This is a genomic window from Enterobacter cloacae complex sp. P13B, from assembly GCF_014895915.1.
Lineage (GTDB): Bacteria > Pseudomonadota > Gammaproteobacteria > Enterobacterales > Enterobacteriaceae > Enterobacter > Enterobacter bugandensis.
Genome location: NZ_JADBQN010000057.1, coordinates 1 through 18,952 on the forward strand (window position 1 = coordinate 1; position 18,952 = coordinate 18,952).

Annotated in this window: 23 protein-coding genes; 8 read left to right on the top strand and 15 right to left on the bottom strand. The window is 51.5% G+C overall.

The features are described from left to right. A partial coding sequence (locus IM273_RS20650; protein WP_193055592.1) for a restriction endonuclease subunit S occupies nucleotides 1–888 on the bottom strand: 888 nt, incomplete at its 3' end. After that, the gene (locus IM273_RS20655; RefSeq protein ID WP_193055603.1) at nucleotides 885–2,441 is read right to left on the bottom strand and encodes a type I restriction-modification system subunit M; all 1,557 of its coding nucleotides are present in this window, start codon (nucleotides 2,439–2,441) and stop codon (nucleotides 885–887) included. The genes IM273_RS20650 and IM273_RS20655, both read right to left, overlap by 4 nt. A 205-nt stretch (nucleotides 2,442–2,646) precedes the next feature. Here IM273_RS20655 and IM273_RS20660 point away from each other — a divergent pair, with 205 nt between their 5' ends. After that, entirely contained in the window at nucleotides 2,647–2,853 is a 207-nt protein-coding gene (locus IM273_RS20660) for a hypothetical protein (protein ID WP_116343944.1), read from the top strand. 37 nt (nucleotides 2,854–2,890) lie between these two features. On the opposite strand, the gene IM273_RS20665 is transcribed toward IM273_RS20660, so the two are convergent. Next, nucleotides 2,891–3,475, bottom strand: a complete 585-nt coding sequence (locus IM273_RS20665) for a bifunctional 2-polyprenyl-6-hydroxyphenol methylase/3-demethylubiquinol 3-O-methyltransferase UbiG (protein ID WP_193055593.1) — start codon at nucleotides 3,473–3,475, stop codon at nucleotides 2,891–2,893. After that, complete coding sequence (locus IM273_RS20670; RefSeq protein WP_193055594.1) at nucleotides 3,475–4,488, bottom strand: HNH endonuclease domain-containing protein; 1,014 nt, start codon at nucleotides 4,486–4,488, stop codon at nucleotides 3,475–3,477. Before IM273_RS20670 ends, IM273_RS20665 begins: the two co-directional genes overlap by 1 nt. 638 nt (nucleotides 4,489–5,126) lie before the next feature. On the opposite strand from IM273_RS20670, the gene IM273_RS20675 reads away from it, so the two are divergent. The 4 genes from IM273_RS20675 (at nucleotide 5,127) to IM273_RS20690 (ending at nucleotide 7,444) form a co-directional block, all read left to right on the top strand. Next, nucleotides 5,127–5,642 carry a DUF2778 domain-containing protein gene (locus IM273_RS20675; RefSeq protein ID WP_193055595.1) on the top strand — a complete coding sequence of 172 codons (516 nt, stop codon included), beginning with the start codon at nucleotides 5,127–5,129 and terminating at the stop codon, nucleotides 5,640–5,642. Continuing rightward, a complete protein-coding gene (locus tag IM273_RS20680; protein ID WP_193055596.1) occupies nucleotides 5,623–6,141 on the top strand; it encodes a hypothetical protein in 519 nt (172 codons plus the stop codon). The genes IM273_RS20675 and IM273_RS20680 overlap by 20 nt, the downstream gene beginning before the upstream one ends. Nucleotide 6,142: 1 nt before the next feature. Beyond that, complete coding sequence (locus IM273_RS20685; protein ID WP_193055597.1) at nucleotides 6,143–6,628, top strand: Hcp family type VI secretion system effector; 486 nt, start codon at nucleotides 6,143–6,145, stop codon at nucleotides 6,626–6,628. A 342-nt stretch (nucleotides 6,629–6,970) separates the two neighbouring features. After that, a complete protein-coding gene (locus tag IM273_RS20690) occupies nucleotides 6,971–7,444 on the top strand; it encodes a SymE family type I addiction module toxin (protein ID WP_193055598.1) in 474 nt (157 codons plus the stop codon). Between the two features lie 79 nt (nucleotides 7,445–7,523). Here IM273_RS20690 and IM273_RS20695 read toward each other — a convergent pair whose 3' ends face one another. The 8 genes from IM273_RS20695 to trpS all read right to left on the bottom strand — a co-directional run bounded on the left by IM273_RS20695 (nucleotide 7,524) and on the right by trpS (nucleotide 12,380). Next, complete coding sequence (locus tag IM273_RS20695) at nucleotides 7,524–7,784, bottom strand: hypothetical protein (RefSeq protein ID WP_226857967.1); 261 nt, start codon at nucleotides 7,782–7,784, stop codon at nucleotides 7,524–7,526. Next, nucleotides 7,706–7,987 carry a DUF6392 family protein gene (locus IM273_RS22555; RefSeq protein ID WP_226857965.1) on the bottom strand — a complete coding sequence of 94 codons (282 nt, stop codon included), beginning with the start codon at nucleotides 7,985–7,987 and terminating at the stop codon, nucleotides 7,706–7,708. The genes IM273_RS20695 and IM273_RS22555 overlap by 79 nt, the downstream gene beginning before the upstream one ends. Before the next feature lie 156 nt (nucleotides 7,988–8,143). Then, complete coding sequence (locus IM273_RS20700; protein WP_193055599.1) at nucleotides 8,144–8,395, bottom strand: hypothetical protein; 252 nt, start codon at nucleotides 8,393–8,395, stop codon at nucleotides 8,144–8,146. 18 nt (nucleotides 8,396–8,413) lie between these two features. Next, a complete protein-coding gene (locus IM273_RS20705; RefSeq protein ID WP_193055600.1) occupies nucleotides 8,414–8,665 on the bottom strand; it encodes a bacteriocin immunity protein in 252 nt (83 codons plus the stop codon). A gap of 67 nt (nucleotides 8,666–8,732) precedes the next feature. Next, nucleotides 8,733–8,981, bottom strand: a complete 249-nt coding sequence (locus IM273_RS20710) for a bacteriocin immunity protein (protein WP_088204630.1) — start codon at nucleotides 8,979–8,981, stop codon at nucleotides 8,733–8,735. A 1-nt stretch (nucleotide 8,982) separates the two neighbouring features. Next, on the bottom strand, nucleotides 8,983–10,641 hold the full coding sequence (locus tag IM273_RS20715) for an S-type pyocin domain-containing protein (RefSeq protein ID WP_193055601.1): 1,659 nt from the start codon (nucleotides 10,639–10,641) through the stop codon (nucleotides 8,983–8,985). A 3-nt stretch (nucleotides 10,642–10,644) separates the two neighbouring features. Then, a complete protein-coding gene (locus IM273_RS20720; RefSeq protein WP_045259567.1) occupies nucleotides 10,645–11,127 on the bottom strand; it encodes a hypothetical protein in 483 nt (160 codons plus the stop codon). Nucleotides 11,128–11,378: 251 nt separating this feature from the next. Continuing rightward, the gene (gene trpS / locus IM273_RS20725) at nucleotides 11,379–12,380 is read right to left on the bottom strand and encodes a tryptophan--tRNA ligase (protein WP_193055602.1); all 1,002 of its coding nucleotides are present in this window, start codon (nucleotides 12,378–12,380) and stop codon (nucleotides 11,379–11,381) included. 199 nt (nucleotides 12,381–12,579) lie between these two features. Here trpS and fosA point away from each other — a divergent pair, with 199 nt between their 5' ends. Continuing rightward, nucleotides 12,580–13,005 carry a FosA/FosA2 family fosfomycin resistance glutathione transferase gene (gene fosA / locus IM273_RS20730; RefSeq protein ID WP_193051792.1) on the top strand — a complete coding sequence of 142 codons (426 nt, stop codon included), beginning with the start codon at nucleotides 12,580–12,582 and terminating at the stop codon, nucleotides 13,003–13,005. Here the strand turns inward: fosA and IM273_RS20735 are convergent. Further along, a complete protein-coding gene (locus IM273_RS20735) occupies nucleotides 12,991–13,998 on the bottom strand; it encodes a LacI family DNA-binding transcriptional regulator (protein ID WP_193051791.1) in 1,008 nt (335 codons plus the stop codon). The two genes, fosA and IM273_RS20735, sit on opposite strands and share 15 nt — an antisense overlap. Nucleotides 13,999–14,183: 185 nt before the next feature. On the opposite strand from IM273_RS20735, the gene IM273_RS20740 reads away from it, so the two are divergent. Further along, nucleotides 14,184–15,272 carry a cellulase family glycosylhydrolase gene (locus IM273_RS20740; RefSeq protein ID WP_193051790.1) on the top strand — a complete coding sequence of 363 codons (1,089 nt, stop codon included), beginning with the start codon at nucleotides 14,184–14,186 and terminating at the stop codon, nucleotides 15,270–15,272. 45 nt (nucleotides 15,273–15,317) lie between these two features. Then, a complete protein-coding gene (locus IM273_RS20745; protein WP_226841188.1) occupies nucleotides 15,318–16,712 on the top strand; it encodes an MFS transporter in 1,395 nt (464 codons plus the stop codon). 36 nt (nucleotides 16,713–16,748) lie between these two features. Here IM273_RS20745 and IM273_RS22560 read toward each other — a convergent pair whose 3' ends face one another. Together IM273_RS22560 and IM273_RS20755 are read right to left on the bottom strand one after the other, a co-directional pair. Continuing rightward, nucleotides 16,749–17,990 (bottom strand): hypothetical protein, encoded by a 1,242-nt coding sequence (locus IM273_RS22560; protein WP_048999283.1) that lies wholly within the window; start codon nucleotides 17,988–17,990, stop codon nucleotides 16,749–16,751. A 125-nt stretch (nucleotides 17,991–18,115) separates the two neighbouring features. After that, nucleotides 18,116–18,937: an alpha/beta fold hydrolase gene (locus tag IM273_RS20755; RefSeq protein WP_193051789.1), complete on the bottom strand. Its 822-nt coding sequence runs from the start codon at nucleotides 18,935–18,937 to the stop codon at nucleotides 18,116–18,118. Nucleotides 18,938–18,952: the final 15 nt, after the last annotated feature.

Here is an 18,952-nt window from a genome sequence, read left to right on the forward strand (position 1 = left end):
AGATTGAAGGAAATAGAAAAGGAACTTATTAATTAAAATTCTCTTATCTATAGCTCTCATTTTGTAGCACAACGGACCTAACCAAAATGGCCCCTGTTGATATCCTACAAAACCAATTCCACCTTGACCTCGCGAAGGGGTAGTTACAGTATCACCATCACAATTACTAACAGTTGTATATCCAGACCTTGTTGTCCCTGCGTTGATATAATCGAACGTTGTTGGGTTATCAAGTATTTCAGATGGTTTTTGCCCTGTATTGATCTCTACTACCGCTCCCAAATTCTTCCACTCAACCTCATCCTCCTCAAAACTCAGCAATTGGTCGCGATAGTAGTTGTACTGATTTTTACGCATGCTAAGCACAGCGGTAAGCTCAGCGGTAAGTGCAGTAAATGTATCCAGAATCCGGACGATTTCAGACTGGATGGCAAGGGATTTTTCCGGGTTGTCCGGGCAGGGGATTGGAAATATGAAATTTTCGAGCATAGGCATTGTAATATATGGAACAGAGCCTTTCCTTGAATTTTTGTGAATGTAAGGTTTCAATGTGTGAATTAAATAGTAATAGAGATACATTATATTAACATTGCTATTGAAGTCACCGACAATGTATGTTCTCTGGTAGGCGTTAAATTTCCCCTTGTAGTAGTTTAAATGGCCGACTTGGCTTCCATTGCCCGATATTATTATCGCCTCCAAATCGAATGCATATGTATTAATTTTGTAAGGTTGTTCATTACAGGTGAAAAAGGGATATTTGCCCTTATCATCCATTGCATTCGCATTTAATTTTCCGGTTGTTATCAGGGCACATAGCGAAGCTAGCGGTAACCACTCAACCTTAACCCCATCCAGCAGTTTTTCCAGATAACTCAATTCGCTCATGCCTGTACCTCACTACCTTCAATTTCAGCCACAATCGCGTCAATGTCCTGGCGTAACTGATCGATTTTGCTGACGGTAGTTTTCAACTCAGCATTCAGTTCCGTAATATCGACGATTTGACGGGTGTCTTTCGCTTCCACGTAGCTGCTGACAGAAAGGTTGTATTCATTCCCGGCCACTCTTTCAAAGGGCACTGATTTTGCCAGATGGTCAACATCTGATTTGCTGCTGAACACCTGCATGATCTGAGCGATATGGGAATCGGTGAGAATGTTGTTATTGGTTTCTTTCTTAAATAGCCCACTGGCATCAATAAATTGCACGCTGGTATCGGTTTTGTGCTTTGACAGCACCAGAATATTGACGGCAATGGTGGTGCCGAAGAACAGGTTTGGTGCGAGTGAAATCACCGTCTCAACATAGTTGTTATCGACCAGATACTGACGGATTTTCTGCTCTGCGCCGCCACGGTAGAAGATCCCCGGGAAGCAGACAATCGCCGCACGGCCTTTGGCGGACAAGTAATTCAGCGCATGAAGCACAAACGCAAAGTCAGCTTTTGATTTAGGTGCCAGTACGCCTGCTGGTGCGAAACGCTCATCGTTAATCAGTGTCGGGTCATCACTGCCAATCCATTTCACCGAATATGGCGGGTTCGACACAATCGCATCAAACGGCTTTTCGTCACCAAAGTGTGGTTCAGTCAGGGTATTGCCCAGTCTGATATCAAATTTGTCGTAGTTGATGTTGTGCAGAAACATGTTCATACGCGCCAGGTTGAACGTCGTATGGTTTATTTCCTGACCAAAGAAGCCTTCTTCGATGATGTGGTTATCAAACTGCTTTTTGGCCTGCAGTAGCAGTGAGCCTGAGCCTGCTGCCGGGTCGTATATTTTATTGACGTGGGTCTGACCGTGCATTGCCAGTTGTGCAATCAGTTTTGAAACGTGCTGTGGAGTGAAGAACTCCCCGCCAGACTTACCGGCATTCGCCGCATAGTTAGAAATCAGGAACTCATACGCATCACCGAACAAGTCAATCTGGTGGTCGTTAAAGTTACCCAGTTTTAAACCTTCGACACCTTTCAGAACGGCAGCCAGACGGCTATTTTTGTCTTTTACAGTGTTACCTAGACGGTTACTGGTGGTGTCAAAATCAGCAAATAGGCCTTTGATATCGGCTTCAGATGGATAACCATAAGCTGAGCTTTCAATGGCGACAAAAATACTGTTTAAATCAGCGTTCAGCCTGTCATTGGTATTCGCTTTAGCTGCAACGTTGCAGAACAGCTGGCTCGGGTAAATGAAATAGCCTTTGGTTTTGATGGCATCATCTTTAATGTCATCGGTGATGATACTGTCATCCAGCGCAGCATAGTTGATGCTGTCATCACCAGCTTCTATATAACTGGAGAAGTTTTCACTGATAAAGCGGTAAAAAAGCGCACCAAGGACATACTGTTTGAAATCCCATCCATCTACCGAGCCTCTGACATCGTTGGCGATAGCCCAGATTTGACGATGTAGTTCTGCACGCTGTTGAAAGCTTGTCATTTTTTTATCCTGTGTTCGGTTCTTAGCAACTACTGTTGCAGAGATTTTATCGTAATTTATTACAATCGGCTGTATCAATATGAGATCCAGTCTGCCACTACATTTGAAGATCTGCTGCGCTAGCGTGTAGATAGTGTTTTGTTTTAACCAGTTGAGCATTCATCAAACCCGCCTGCGATCTAAAGTTCCGCAAGCTCTTTAAAAGTTGTCTGGACTGCCAAAAAAAATCTCCCATACCGGTGCTGCACCGTTGCGCGCGTATCTCGAAACGCTGGGATACACAAAGGAAAAGCGTCGCCTGGGGGATAAGGAAATCTGGTCAAAACCCGATCAGGTAAAAGGGGATATTTTCTATCTGTACTTTAATGCCGCCACGGGTGAAGTTGAGCTGACTAAAGTGATGAATTACTGAGTTAACCTACTCCCTGTCGATTAGCACGGCCTGATGATCAAGCGGTGGTTTTTCGTAATACCCCATTCAGCCATGTCTCATCCCTGTCCGGGCGGTTATCCTGAGTCGCCCAAAGCGAAGCTATCTCCATCCCCGGAACCGCCTTCAGCAACTCCCGCAATCCCTCTTCATCCAGATCCGTAAAACGTCTTTCACCCTGCACGCGTTCACCGTTGCCATACTTAAAGGACACGTACCAGACGCCGCCAGGTTTAAGCGCATCCGCAAGCTTCTGCATCACTTCAGGCAACTCAGAAGAGGGGACATGCAGCAAAGAGGCACAGCACCAGATCCCATCGTACTGCGCTTTACCGTCGATCTCTGAAAACGTCATCAACTGCACGGGTAACCCGGTATGTTGCCTTGCCAGCTCCACCATCGCGGAAGAGGCATCAAAAGCATCCACCAGATAACCCATCTCATCAAAGGCTTTTGCGTCCCGGCCTGAGCCGCAGCCCGCATCCAGAACCAGGGCACCGTGAGGCAGATGTTGGGTAAAGGCCTCGTAAAGCGGGGTCATATCGACATTGACCGTGCCATCGAAGAATTCCTGTGCGTGGTTCTGGTAGTAGTGAAGTGTCATTAAAACGTTGCCTCGCCTTCCGCGTTGGGTTTCCAGGTATGGATAAGCTTGTCCAGCGCGGCCTGCCAGTTACGCTGAAGAAAGCTTTTCCGTACTTCAGGACGTTGCCCTGTCTGTAGAACAATCGTCTCATGTAACGGCAGTTTGCTCTGAATAAAATATTCATTGCGGGTGTGTAACCGCTGCAGGAGCCTGAGGTCGGGAATGCGTGCAGATTTGCCTTCAACGCCACGGTTACAGCACCGACAGGCCAGCACTAAATTCCATACGCCGTTAATATTGCTCACTTCATGGCGGGCAGCCCAGGGAATAAAGTGGTCGACGTCCGCCAGTTCTGCGTCTCCCGGTACCAGGCTGATGGGTTTGAAGCAGTAAAAACACCGCCCTTTCTGATAACCATTCAGGCTGTCGCGACAGCTGGTGATGTCTACGCGACGCGCGTTCACCCTCGTGAACAACAGCTGATTATCTTCATCAAACTCCACGCCCGCAAGGTTACGTGAAATCCCCATCGACCAGGCCTGTTCGACCAGGTTCCAGCGAGCATTGGTTTCAAAGGCGAGGTTTTTATACTGCAGGCGTTCGCCCAGTAAATAGAAGTTATCCGTCAGTCGGATCCCGTTGTGGGTTTTGCGCTCATCAAGGAAAAAACGTTTATCGATCTCGCCCTGGTTCACGTAATGAAAGGCATCAATCACATTGTTAAAGCCAAGGCGCACCGTCGCTTCAATGAGCTGGGCGTGGGTGATTTCACCTCTGTTGAACTTCAGGCAGGTTTCCAGAAATTGGCTGCTGCGGGAGGTGATCTGTTTTGGCGCATGCTTCAGGTGCTCGCAAAGATAGCGGCTGAACGGCACGGCAAGCTGGTCGAGCGTTATCAAATCGCTGCCCGTCTTATCCACTTCATACAACGCCGACGCCAGCGCAAATTTGTAAGATGCGACGTTCCTTCCAAAGAGGATCACACCACGCCAGTAGTTCTCAAGCGTCGGATCGGCCTGATAAAATTCCATCAATGAAGTCCTGTTACGGTTGGCTGGGCAGGGCGTTACTAAAGCCTGTAACAGGATCACATAACAAAATCAGGGTGATGTAAATCGTTAATCTATAGCTTTGATGAATTTTTGTGGGATCTGAGAAGAAGGGCTGGATGCGATGAATTTGTCGTCTAAGGTACTTTAGCAAATGAATAGATTTCTGGATGAGGAAAATAAGACTGATTTTCAAGCCAGCGAGTTACCAGTATCCCCCAAACCCATTTCCTGAATCCCCCTCGTATTTCCCAATTTTACCTGTCGCAAAACCGCTGTATTTATATTCAGTTCTGTATAATAGGCAGCGGTAATTACGCCAGTCGGAAAAACGCCTCTTCATGGGGATGTTCTCATGTGGCTTATGAAGACATTACTAACATCAGGGAGCAGGTCACTCTGCCAGCGGTTCGGTCTCTCCCCTGAGGGCACATGGTCAACTTGATAAACTTAGCTTCCTGATACACCTCTGATGTTACCGCTTAACGGCCTTACACGTTGTCTTACCACCAACGGGCTATTGTCTGAAAATCAGAGGTCTCTCGGAAGAAAACCTTCTTATGTCTGATTGCGTAGGAGTACGATAAGCCAATAAATCATTATAGATAAAAGGGTTATCTATGGCTCTACATGGAAAGTTCGTAATTAATGATGCGTACTACTCCCCGTTATCGTTTCCTGGTATAGGCACTTTTTTAGCTTTCTCTGGTAATGGTGCTTACCGTAATCGTGGGGCATGTGGAATGATCCCCAAAGAGGGGCCAGTACCAGCGGGTAAATACTGGATTGTTGACCGCCCTCAAGGTGGACTTAAGTCACAGCTAAACACAGTGGGAAGAGACATTTATAATCACTTCGCCAATGGTGCAACATTCAAACATTCTGAATGGTTCGCATTATGGCGTGATGATTGGGGGATCGACGATTGCACATGGATTGAGAGCGTTCAGCGTGGCAATTTCCGTTTGCATCCAGGCGTACTATCAGAAGGTTGTATCACTCTCCCACATGATTCTGATTTTGCCATGTTGCGTAATGCTCTGTTGAGGAGCCAAAAAATAGATGTTCCTTGCATGAGGAAGCTACAGGCATACGGCACGATTGAGGTGATCTCCAATGGCAAAACATGCCCTTAGTTTATTCATCAAGATAGTGCTGTTCGCTGTTGTTGTGCTGATCGTTGCTGAAATGGTTCCGTATGATGGATTAGTTAATTCTATTACGGGGCTTTTCGATTTCCAAAGCGCCGACAAGTTTACCCGCTTCATTTTAGGTGAACCTGATTCAGAAGTTTGGGAATCTTTAGACGGCTACTTTAGCATCTTAATCAATACATTAATCAGCGTACCTGTCATGAGCGCTATTACCACGGCGTACCGTGGCGCGACTCACAAAGTTAGTCCAGCTGGTATCCCCAGAGAGTGGTTCAGTTCCACATTGCGACGGTTAGCTAAAATCTTCGGGTTTACCTTCCTGTTTTGGGCGTTATTTCGCTTGCTGCCTTATCAGTCTTTATTCCCGGATCAAACGTATTCAAATTTCACAATAGCGGCGATTGTGGGCTTTCAGTTGCTCTTAACGATTGTTTGCTACTGGTTCATCACGAAGAAAATCACAACTAAAAGGAGTTTGTAAAATGCCTATTCCGGCTTACATGTGGCTTAAGGACGATGGCGGCGCAGATATTAAAGGAGCTGTAGACGTTCAGGATCGTGAGGGGAGTATAGAGATTGTTGGCTTTAGTCATGGTCTGAACATTCCAGTAGACAGTGCCAACGGGAAGATTACTGGTAAGCGTTCACATTCTCCGATGATGATTGAAAAGGAGTTTGATAGCTCCAGCCCGTATCTATACAAAGCCGTTGCCACCGGTCAAACGTTGAAAAGTGCGGAAATTCGCTGGTATCGCATTAACCATGCAGGACAAGAAGAGTGCTACTTCGTCATGACCATTGAGGGCGTGAAGGTGACGGGCATTAACCCAGGGATGCCAAACGCTAAAATGGCAGGAAACTCGCAGATCAACCACATGGAATCTGTTTCCCTGATGTATGACAAAATCACCTGGCGTTATGTTGATGGTAATGTCCGGTATACGGACGATTGGAACGTAAGAGCGTAACAAATAGAACGGAGGCATTGAGTGCCTCCTCTTTATTAACGCTTATCCTCTAAAAGGAGCCTGTCCGTAATGCTGTGTAACTGCCATCGTATTAAAGGTGAACGCTCAGTCGGTCACTGAACTTGATAATAAAACTACTCATTGCCAGCCCGCAGATCGGCGAATGGTTGCTCTGAGGTCCATGCGGGCGCTCACCTTATATTCAGCCCTGTATAATGGTCACCAGAATTTACGCCGAATGGCAAAGGAAGTATCAAAGAGAATTTAACAAGGAATTCGCGATATGAAGGTGCTGCAACACCCCCATACCGCTAACCACAACCAACTACTGAGGAGTTGAAAATGGCTGCGACGAATTTTAAGCCAGAGTTTACTGTTTGCAAAACAGAATCAGACGCTTTCACCGGCATGATTGAAAACCGCGAGTTGGTACGCAAAAACAGCGCCCGCCGTCTTCACGGCAACCCGCCTAACGCGGCGCCCGTCCATCCCCGAGCGGAAACGCCGCAGGACAGTGCCGCCTGCTGCGAACTGTATGCACGCATAGACATGAAATATCTTCTTCTGGGCGGCGAGTGGTTAACCCGTGCAGGCTTTATCAACGGCATGCCGGTAAAAATCCGCGCCATGAAAGACTGCATTGTGATTACACCACAGCATACAAGAGAATTATGGGGATACCTTGAAGGGATGAGCATGGTGAATATAAATAAGCAGAAAGTCGCGCAGTGGTTGAAGACCTTTCCGGGAGCGCTGAATGATACAGGTGATATACCGGCTGTTAAACGTGGAACAGGGAAGGCGATGTCGGAGTAACCGTGCTTCCCACCTCATGTAATCCTTGAAGCAATAAAACGATACGGGCATGTTATCCCATGCCCGTAATCTTCAGAAATCACTCGTGCTTTACCTGCTCTTTCACAGCCTTAACCAGCACAGCGTGAAGTTCGCCGACGGTTAAATCGCGTATAACAGGTTCGGGTATGCCATGCAACCAGCGCATAAACCTACAGATGCCAAAAAAATCTATACCCTCGCCCGTAAACAGATACTCATTCTCAGCAAGAGAGAACGTTTTCATATAGCCATCTTCTTCCGTGGTAAGCTGAACGCCAAACGCTTCTTCGCAGTCTTCCTGTAGGTCTTCGCCGTCCATACCACAAATATGCAAATCGGCCTCAATTTAAGGTTTATCACAACAAGGGCTTGAGCTTCTCTCAAAAAACTTAAATTGATGCCTTCTTTTGCCATTTCCAGGTGTTGGTTCATAGAGCCTGAATGTCCCTTTGGATATGTTTTCCATGAAATAAATCCTGCATCTACCAATTCGTCATGACTTTTCCCTGGATAAACAATCATTGCCTCATGTTTGTAATCATCTGTATAAGTCCACCCTATAGTTTAAACGTAAGCTTTTTTTTCTCGTTTCAGGACTTAGAGTTATAAAGTACCGTCCAGATGTCAATTCTTAGGTTTTCGAAATGAGAAAAGGGGCATTATATATTTAATCTTCATTTAAATCTCTCCTCCTGAAAGCTGAAAAATTAAATCGTCCGAGTAGAATGTTTTACCTATGAGCATTTCTAAAAGATGTGCCTGTTTTTCGTTTATATTATAAACACCGATGCCATACGAGAAGTCGGCTTCATCTTCCCCTGAAATACCCATAATGTCATACAGCGCAGCTACATTTCGCTGAGAGATTATGATTTCATAAAGTAAAAGTTCATTTGTTTTACTGTATACATCTATAGAGTAAACGATCATTGTTTTAATCCTAAAAAATCACTTAGACTTGAAGCAAGGTTTACCATGAGGCTGACACCACTCTTTTACTTCCTGGACAACGCCTTCCGGGCTATCATCTTTTCCATCTTCAGGATAAAAAATAAGATCTGTGCCAGAAGGATGCTCGGCAAGTCGTACGAACTCTTTAACCTGACGATTACCATCTTCCTCTGTTTCACTTGTGGCGGTACAAATTTTTCGCACCAGACTTAGAAATTCACTTTCAGTATAATCTCTTAAATCCTTCATTGTTTTTAACTTTTTGAATTTTATTGTACACATTCCGCGCCCGAAAGCGCGGGAGTCTCAAAGATTGTTATTCTTTAAATCCGGATTTACTATTTTCTTTACGCCACTCCTTAACTTCTCTAACAATACCTTCTGGACTATAATCTTTGCCCTCTTCAGGATAAAAAATCAGGTCAGAGCCTGCGGGATGCTCGGTAAGTCGTTTAAATTCTCTAACCAATCGATTCTCGTCTTCTTCAGTTGGTGCGTCCGCATTGCAAATTTTGCGTACCAGTTCTAAAAATTCTTCTTCTGTGTAATCACTTAACAGTCTCATATCACTCTCCTTTATGAATTTTGATGTGATGTTTTGGAGTGGTTATTCCCATATTATCAACGTCATACACCTTACCGCCCTGACGGATAGGTTGTATGTGATGAATTTCATAACGTTCTCTTTTTCCAACCGAGTCAGGTGTGCGTGTGAAAGGGGCGTTTCCTTTACGCATACTTGCGCGGTTATTGCTGATAAATTGCTCCAGCAGTCCCGGATCCCTCGACACCTCCAGCCAAAACGCCTTACGAAACTGGTCAAAGTCCGTAAATGTCTGACCACGTAACCGATCCGCTATCTGGCTTGGAATAGGAGACCCATTCCCCGCATTCGCATCAGATAACCAAACCCCGCTAACTTTTTGCCCCTTGCCTGTGACCTGTCCGGGATTGTGGCGGATATAAACATAAATCGGCGGCACCCCGCCCACCGGCAGAATCAGAATATAATCCGCAAACGTCTTCTCTTCCGGTGTCGGGCTGGTCGTCGCACCAATCCCCGTATCCTCCGGCAGCGGATCTACCACAACCGGGTTCGGTATCCGTACCGGGTTGTGATTGCCCGTATCCCACGGCTTACTCTCTCCGGTGCGGTCCGGTGTCCAGATGAGGGTGATGCCAGGGTCTTCTTCGGTAGTAAAGGTGTACGCCTGGCGTCGGCTATCCCACTCCATCCTGCGAACGCGCACGCTGTCTTTGCCGGGCGGCGTATGCCAGCCTCGCGGTGTTGGGTTGCCGCTGGCGTCGTTCTCCCAGGTGAAGCGAACGCGGGTAGGGGCTTCCCGCATCTGTTCGGCGCGCATCCTGTCGATAAAATCCTGTTCGCCGTCGTTCAGCTTGCCGGGGTACATTCCTATCAGCAGCCCTGCGACAGGGGCACCAAGGCCTCCCGTGGCTATCTCGCCAAATGCAGCGCCGCGCACGGCCCAGGTGCCAGGAGTGATTGTGCTCCCGCCAACCAGAACAAGTTCGCTGGCATCGGCGATCGCGGTCCGTGCAATCCAGGCCCTTTCTTCGTCCGCAACGGCAGCCTGATAGTCCATCTCCTCGTGATGCCCATTCCACCAAAGATAAAGCGCGCTGCGTTGCTTCGGCTTTGGGATCGCCTTACGCTTTGCCGCCTGAGCGTGTTGCGGGGCGTCGTTAGGCATGGCCTGGTAAAATGCCATCTCGGCGAAGTTGGTGTGCGGCTCGCTTCCGGTACCCGCATCGTTACATCCTTCACCACGCAGGCAGGATTTCGCAAAGACCCGATTGCGATCGCATTCTTCTGTTCGCCGCAGCGCTTCGGCCTCTTGCTCTTTTTGGCGCGCTGCGAGCATGGCCTGATGCTTTTCCTGTGCGATCTGTTCAGGAGAGGGACCGAAGCCGAGCCACTCTCCCGATGGGGCAATCACGCGGTTGGTTCCGTGCGGGCAGCCACAAATAACGACAGAACCATCGACGGCTGAGGCTTGCCCCATCCAGTTGACGCGTGGCTCACCGTTGGCAATCACGCCCTGTTTGCCGCATTTAGGGCATGCCGTGGTTTTATCGCCAACACGAACGATGCCGCGACCATGCTCGGTGCAGTTGGGCAGAGTTGTGCAGCATATTGCGCCGGTGGTTGTTCTGTCGCCGTGCAGCGCCTGACCGCGTCCATGGTTATCGGAACGGTAGCCCATGTCCTATTCTCCGGGCCAGGTTAAGAAGTCCTCATGAGGTGGAATACCTTCGCGGGTGACCAGATAAGTACTGCCTAGCGGTGTGCTGATAATCTCGTCATCGTTATCAAGCAGGCTGCCAACCAGCGCAACGCCCTGACGTCTCCAGGAAAACGCTTCGCCAGCTGAGGTCATAATCGTGGCGAGCGTTCCATCCGGATAGGCCACACAGTCTCCTTCGACAATCACGCTGGTGTAACTCCCATCGTCCATGAGCATTGTGGCTTCACGATCGACGGGAAGAACAACGCCGCCCAGTCGGGTCTGGCTGCCAGCCGTGGCGATCCGCCAGATGGCGGTGACGGGATGTTGTCGATGAAAGGCTTCCTGTTCGGCAATGATGGCGCGCGCGTCCTCGGGCATGGCGGCCAGTTCTTCATCGGAAAACGGTGAACGATCTATTTCCGCTTTTAACTCAGCGGTAAATTCATTGGTATAAAGCTGCATGACAATTCCTTGTAGGGGCAGAAGAGTAAATGCAGCAATGCTAGGTTTTAGACTGTATGGCGAATATACATAAAGTGGTTAATAAACCGGGCTAAAATCCGAAATAAATATCCAGATTGATATCAGTCATATTCTAATCCAGGGGCTGTAATGGTTCCTGTTAATTAAAAATGTAATACTCTCTGAGTTGCCGATAAATAATATTATGCAGCGCATGTAATATTTGAATACATACGCTGCATGACGTTATTTCAAAACACCGGCACCCCCAGCCCAACCTTCACCTCCCTCAACGTCGCCTGCGTCACCCCCTGCGCCCGCTCCGTCCCGCGCTTCAGCATCGTCATTAGCTCCCCCTTGTCCTGCATATACATCGCCCGCCGCTCCCGCATCGGTGCAATCAGCTCTTGCAGGCACCCCTCCAGCTCGTTCTTACACACCCGGTCACCCAGCCCGCCCGCCTGATAGTGCGCCTTCATCGCCGCCACTTTCTCCTTGTCCGGATGAAACGCGTCGAGATACGTAAACACCACGTTCCCCTCAATCTGCCCCGGGTCGCTCACCTTCAGGTGGTTCGGGTCGGTGTACATCGCGCTGACCGCACGGTGAATGGTCTCTTCGCTGGCTGAAAGGTGCAGCGTGTTGCCCAGCGATTTCGACATCTTGGCGCTGCCGTCGATACCGGGCAGGCGGCTGGTATCGCTCAGCATCGCCTTGCAGTGGCGCAGCACCGGAGCGGGCAGCAGGCTATTCATCTTGTGGACGATCTCGTTGGTCTGCTCAATCATCGGCAGCTGGTCGTCGCCGACGGGCACGCACTCGGCCTTAAACGCGGTAATGTCCGCCGCCTGGCTGATGGGGTAGGCCATAAACCCGACCGGCAGCGAGCGGGCGAAGCCCTTCTGCGCAATCTCGTTTTTCACCGTCGGGTTACGCTCCACGCGGGCGACGGTGACGATGTTCATATACAGCATCGTCAGCTCGGCGAGGGCGGGCAGGGCGGATTGCAGACAGATCGTGGTCAGGTTCGGATCGATGCCGGCGGCGAGGTAGTCGGCCAGCACTTCGGGGATGTTGTCGCGAATTTTTTGCGGGTTGCTGCCATTGTCGGTCAGCCCCTGCAGGTCGGCAATCAGCACAAACTGGCTGTGCGTCTGCTGGAGCGCCACGCGCTGTCGCAGCGATCCGACGAAGTGGCCGAGGTGCAGCGGGCCGGTTGGGCGGTCGCCGGTGAGGATGGTGGGTGCGTTCATAAAGACTCCTTAATGTGCAGTTGCCGAAAGGGGTCTTAGAAAAGTGAAAGCCGCCTTTCGGCGGCTATCTGAAAATGGGAAAAACTACTCCGTGCCGCCTTTAAGAAGGCAGCCACCAGCGGTTTACGGTGAGGACGGCGTGGTTTATGTTCATCTCTTTACCGTACCACGTCCGGCGCGAAAAACAAAAGGGCACGTCATGCTGCAATCTCTCAACCACCTGACCCTCGCGGTCAGCGACCTGCAAAAAAGCATCACCTTCTGGCACGCGCTGCTGGGGCTGACGCTGCACGCCCGCTGGAATACCGGGGCCTATCTCACCTGCGGCGATCTGTGGGTCTGCCTGTCGTACGATGAGGCACGCCGGTACGTGCCGCCGCAGGAGAGCGACTATACCCACTACGCGTTTACCGTGGCGGAAGAGGATTTTGAACCGTTCTCGCAAAGGCTTGAGCAGGCGGGCGTCACCGTCTGGAAGCAGAACAAAAGCGAGGGGGCGTCGTTCTACTTTCTCGACCCGGACGGGCACAAGCTGGAGCTGCACGTGGGCAGCCTCGCCGCGCGGCTGGCGGCGTGTCGCGAGAAGCCCTATGCGGGCATGGTGTTTACCTCAGACGAGGCTTGAGGCGCGTACCTTCAGCCTGCCCGCCAGCGTCACGTGCGTGGCGGCATCTTCCTGATTGCACAGGTACTCCACCGCCAGCCGTCCCAGTTCGCTGTAGGGCAGCTGGATACTGGTCAGCGGCGGGGTGAGCTGCTCGGAAATCTTCTGGTCGTCGTAGCCCGCCAGCAGCATGTCCTGCGGGATGCGCACGCCGTTCACCGCCAGCGCCTGATAGCAGCCAATCGCCAGCCAGTCGCTGGCGCAGAAGATGGCGTCCGGGCGCTCGGCCAGTTCCAGCAGGGCCGTGGTGGCGGTAAAGGACTCGCTGAACTGCCAGTTGGTCTGACGCACCAGGCCGTCGTCGCACGCTAATCCGGCCTGCTGTAGCGCCGCCCGGTAGCCCGCCAGTCGCTGGCGCGAGGCCTCCATCCAGCTCTCGCCGGTGATGTGGGCGATGCGCGTGGCCCCGCAGGCGATGAGGTGTTTAGTCACCTGGAAAGCGTTGGCGTAGTCGTCCGGGATAAACGACGGCAGCAGCGGCGAGCCGGGGTCTCGCTGGTTGAGTAGCACCAGCGGGATGCGGGTACAGTCGTGAAACGCCGTCATGTCCACCAGCGTGGTGACCGGAGAGGCGAGAATAATCCCGATGCAGTTGCGCTTCTCCAGCTGGCGGATAATGTTCAGCGCCAGCTCCACGTCGTCGCCGTAGTCGTAGACGGTGAGCAGGGTCTCGTTGCGCCACGCCGCTTCCCGCGCCTGGCTGATGGCGTCGATAAACGGGTCAAAGCTCTGCAGCGAGCTGACGAGCAGAGCGATCTCTTCCTGGTTGCGCGGGGCGTGTACGGCGGGGAGACGGTCGTAGCCGAGCTCGGTGGCGACGCTAATCACCCTGTGGCGGGTGTCGTCGCTGAGCTTGATGTTGCGGGACTGGTTAAGCACCAGCGATACCGTCGCCTGCGACACCCCTGCCGCCCGCGCAATATCGTTCATCGTCACTTTTGTTTTTCGCTTCATCCGTCCTCTCCCTTTCGCGACTTCGCATCATACCCTAACCGCACGCTTTAGCGCCGTCGATCACGTTTCTCATTCATCGAAGCGTGAACTTTGTGAGGGGCATCGCTTTTCTAAACGCCGTAATTTGCGCATTTATCCCGCAGCTAATATTTATTAGCTAAACATTATCAGTAAGAGGATGCGTAATGAAAGAGCAGTGGAGCAGGGAGCAGGCACAGGCGTGGTATCAGCAGAAGGGCTGGCTGTGCGGGTTTAACTATTTGCCGTCGACAGCGGTGAACTGGACCGATATCTGGCAGGCAGAGACCTTCGATGCCGTGACGATTGACCGCGAGCTGGGCTGGGCGGCGGAGGCGGGCTATAACACCCTGCGCATTAATCTGCCGTTTATCGTCTGGGAGCATGACCGCGACGGGCTGATGGCGCGCATCGACCGCTTTTTGACGATTGCCGACGGTCACGGGTTCAGCACCATGCTGACCCTGATGGACGACTGCGGCTTCTCCGGTGACGAGCCGTACCTTGGCCCGCAAAAGCCGCCCGTGCCGGGCAAGCACAACAGCCAGGCGGCGGCGAGCCCCGGTCGCGATAAGGTGTGCGATCCCGACTGCTGGGCAGACATTGAACGCTATATCCGCGACGTTGTTCGCCAGTTCCGCGACGATAAGCGCGTGCTACTGTGGGATCTCTATAACGAGCCGGGCAACCGCGGCATTTTCGCGACCGGCACGCAGGAGGTGCAGTACGACGCGAAGCTGGAGACCTGCGCCCACGCGCTGATGAAGCTGGCGTTCCAGTGGGTGCGTGAAGAAGACCCGACCCAGCCGCTCACCGTCTGCGCGTGGCGCGTCCCGCCGGAAGAGGAGGGCGAGACGTTCTTCCAGCACCCGCTGGACCAGACCGCGCTGGCGCTCTCGGACGTGGTGAGCTTCCACGCCTACACCAATACCGGGCGCATGACGGCGATTATCCAGCAACTTCAGGCGCTGGGCCGCCCAATCTTCTGCACCGAATGGCTGGCGCGCCACGTGGGCAGCACCATCGAAGAGCAGCTCCCGCTGATGTACGCGGCGAAGGTCGCGCCGTACCAGTGGGGGCTGGTGCGCGGCAAAACCCAGACGTGGCTGCCGTGGCCGGTGGTGATGAAGGAGTCTACGGACTACTGTCGCCTCTGGTTCCACGACGTGTTTGAGGAGAACGGGATTCCGTTCTCACGCGCTGAAATTGCGCTGATGCAGAAACTGCGCAAAATCGCCCCGAATCCGCAGGGCTAATAATAACGACCCGGCGCGCTGTCGCCGGGCAACCAGGTACGCACTATGGCAACGACAATGAAAATACCGTCTCGCGAGTTGTGGTCTTATTTTGGCTATGGTTTAGGTCAGTGTTTTAGCTTTGGTTTAGTGGGTTCGTTTATTAACTATTTTTACACCGACGTGCTGGGGATCTCGGCGCTGGCGGCGAGCACCATCTTCCTGATTGCCCGCGCGTGGGACGCGGTTCACGATCCGCTGTTTGCCAGCATAATGGACACCATTAACAGCCGGTTCGGCAAGTTTCGCCACTTTTTGCTGATCGCGCCGCTGTTGATTACCGGCGTCACGCTGCTGTCGTTCTATAAAATCGAAGCGGACATGACCACCAAAATCCTCTACGCCGGGGTGACGTATATCCTGTGGGGGACGCTGTACGCCATCTCCGATATCCCGTTCTGGTCGATGTCGTCGGTGATGACCAACGACTCCGCCCAGCGCACCCGCGCGGTGACGGCGGCGATGCTCGGGGTGAACGCCGGGATTGCCTGCGCCAATATCTTCTTCCCGAAGCTGGCGGCGTTCTTCGCCCAGTACAGCAACGATAAAGGCTACTTTATGGCGGCGCTGGTGATGATGCTGGTGGGCCTGCCGCTGATGCTCAACGGCTTTATGCAGATCAAAGAGCGTGTGCCGCCGAGCCCGGAAAAGGTGACCATTCGCGACACCTTCCACAACCTGCGCCAGAACAAGCCGCTGTTTATCGTCCTGCTGTCGTTCTTTTTCTGCGTGTTCCACAACGTGGCGGGTGGGCTGTATATCTACTTCTTTATCAACAACCTGGGCGACGGCAGCCTGCAGATGGCGATTGGCGTGATGGGCATTGTGGCGGCGGTGCTGTGCCTGGTCGCCCCGATGCTGACGCGCCGGATGCAGAAGCGGAAGCTGTTTATGATCCTCTGCGGGCTGGACGTGGCGGGGCGCGTGGTGATGTGGTTTGTCGGATATCAGCAGGTGACGATGCTGTTTATTCTGCTCGGCCTGAGCACGCTATTCGTGATGATGACCAACATCCTCACCTCGTCGATGATTGCCGACACCATTGAGTACGCGGAGTACCACACTAACAAGCGCTGCGCGGCGATCACCTTCTCCGGGCAGACCTTTACCGGCAAGATGTCGGTGGCGGTGGGCGGCGGGCTTATTGGCGTGTTCCTGACGATGATCGGCTACGTGCCGCAGGCGCAGATCCAGAGCGAAGGCGTACTGTCGGGGCTGTTCTTTGGGATTTGCCTGCTGCCGGCGATTGGGTCGCTGATCCGCATGGGCTTTATGTCGCGCTTTACCTTTACCGAGGAGAAGCATGCGGAGGTTTGTCGGTTGCTGGCGGAGCGCGAGCACGGCGTTGTGCAACGCGGTGAGCCTGGGCAGAAGCATGAGCCTCCGCTTACTGTGAATTGATTAAGTAGCGCCCGCGCTGCGGGCGTTTCTTAAAAGCTACTTGATATCATGAAGCAACTTTAATAAAAGGCTATCACCGTTAGATTTAATTTTCTGAAAATAAACAGGCTCAGCTATAGGCGAATCCCATTGGTGTATCTCATCCTTCTTAAACGGGATACATTTCATAGCGGTGTTTTTTAACCGTTTTATGCGAAGGTCATATTCGTCAAAGTTGTCTGGCGTAGTTTTCAGGCTCAGCGATCTGGCATGATTGATTTGCGTAGGGCAAATAAGCTGAATGTTTCCAAGCGAGAAAATGTTTACGCCGGTAATAAAGAATCTCGAAGGGATATCTTTATAGTAACGTGTGTTCCATGTTAAACCATCAAACATCGCTGGCGGGTGAGTGTGAGTATCTATGTAATATTGATGTGTGCGCCAGTCGCTAATGCCGGAAAGGTTCATGGTCATGTTAATGATCATATTGGGGGTGGGGCGGAAAATCATTGTCAGGACAAGCATGCTGAGAGGAATAATAATTAGTGTATAAGTGATTATTTGCAATAAACTTTTATTTTTCTTTTCGTTTATCAGGATCATTCCTGGGAAAATACCCACAATAATCATCGCGACCGAGAGTGCAAGGAAAATGATAACCTGTAAGAACGTATTACTTCCTTCGCTAAAATCTAGTTGACCCGCGATAAAAATGAGCGGGAAGATTTGTGTAAATGCAGGGGCAATCAATAACAGAGGCAGCCAGTTTCTGACGGCGTTTTTCTGCAAATATTTTACATCACGCGTATCATCAACATCCTTATATGACTGAACGTTGAACATAAGCCAGTAGGATAAGCAATACGATGCGGCCAGTATTATGGCTATCGCTAAGGCAAGAACGATAAAACCATTTATATCAAGAAAAAATTGTAAGCAGAACGCTCCGATAAGCACAACGCACATCACAACGCTATTACCAAAACAGATTGAGGTAAAGCTATGTGTCAAACCTTCGTATTTAACAAACTCTTTCTCATGTGCGGTGTAAATTAAGTAAGCAAGGACAGATGAGATAAAAATGACAAGGCTGAAACCAAGTAGTGAGACAAGGGTAAACCCAAATATTATTCCTACTGCGCTACTCACGCTCAACGCATCATATAAAATATCAAGCCGGTCAATATTCGCAAGATAGAACCATATAACGCTAAATGTACAGGCTGTGACAAATGAAGAGGATGTTAAAATAGCGATGATAAACTTTCGGGTTAGCCGCTTAAGAAACTGGATATTCATCTTATGTAGTCTCCCTTTGAAATGAAGGAATACTAGTCACAAGGGAGAGGGAGTTCTACGCTCAAATTTAGTATGCCGGGAAGTGCATATTCAGGCTGACGCCTGCTGGCGTCAGCCCCGGGACCTTACAGCGACTTCACAAACGCCAGCAGATCTTCGTTGAGCTGGTCCTGGTGGGTCAGCGCGAAGCCGTGCGGCGCGTTGTCGTACACCTTCAGCGTGGCGTTTTTGATCATCTCCGCCGCCAGCTTGCCGGTGCTTTCAAACGGCACGATCTGGTCGTTGCTGCCGTGGATCACCAGCGTCGGTACGTCGATTTTCGCCATATCCGGGCGGAAGTCGGTTTCGCCGAACGCGGTCACGCAGTCGATGGTGCCCTTCAGGGACGCCAGCAGGGCGATGTTCAGCGTCTGGGTCAGGGCACCGCCGGAAACGGTCTGCCCGGCGTTGGTGCCGTAGAACGGCGTCGCGAAGTCGCTGATGAACTGGGCGCGATCTTTACGCAGTCCGTCGCGAATGCCGTCGAACACGCTCTGATCCACACCCTGCGGGAAGGAGTCGGATTTACCGAAGATCGGCGTGACCGCGCCCAGCAGCGCCAGACCGGCCACGCGCGCGCTGCCGTAGTTGTTGATGTAGCGGGTCACGTCGCCGCCGCCCATGGAGAAGCCCACCAGCGTCACGTCCTGGAGGTCCAGGGTGGTGATCAGGTCGTTAATGTCGGACGCAAAGGTGTCGTAGTCGTAGCCGTTCCACGGCTGATCCGAGCGGCCAAAGCCGCGACGGTCAAAGGCGATGGCGCGGAAGCCGCGCTCCGCCAGGTAGTTCAACTGGCTATCCCACATGTCGCCGTCCAGCGGCCAACCGTGGCTGAAGAGAACCGGTTTGCCCGCGCCGCAGTCTTTGTAGTAAATCTGCGTGCCGTCTTTTGCCTTAAACGTTGCCATAGTGTGTTCCTGTAC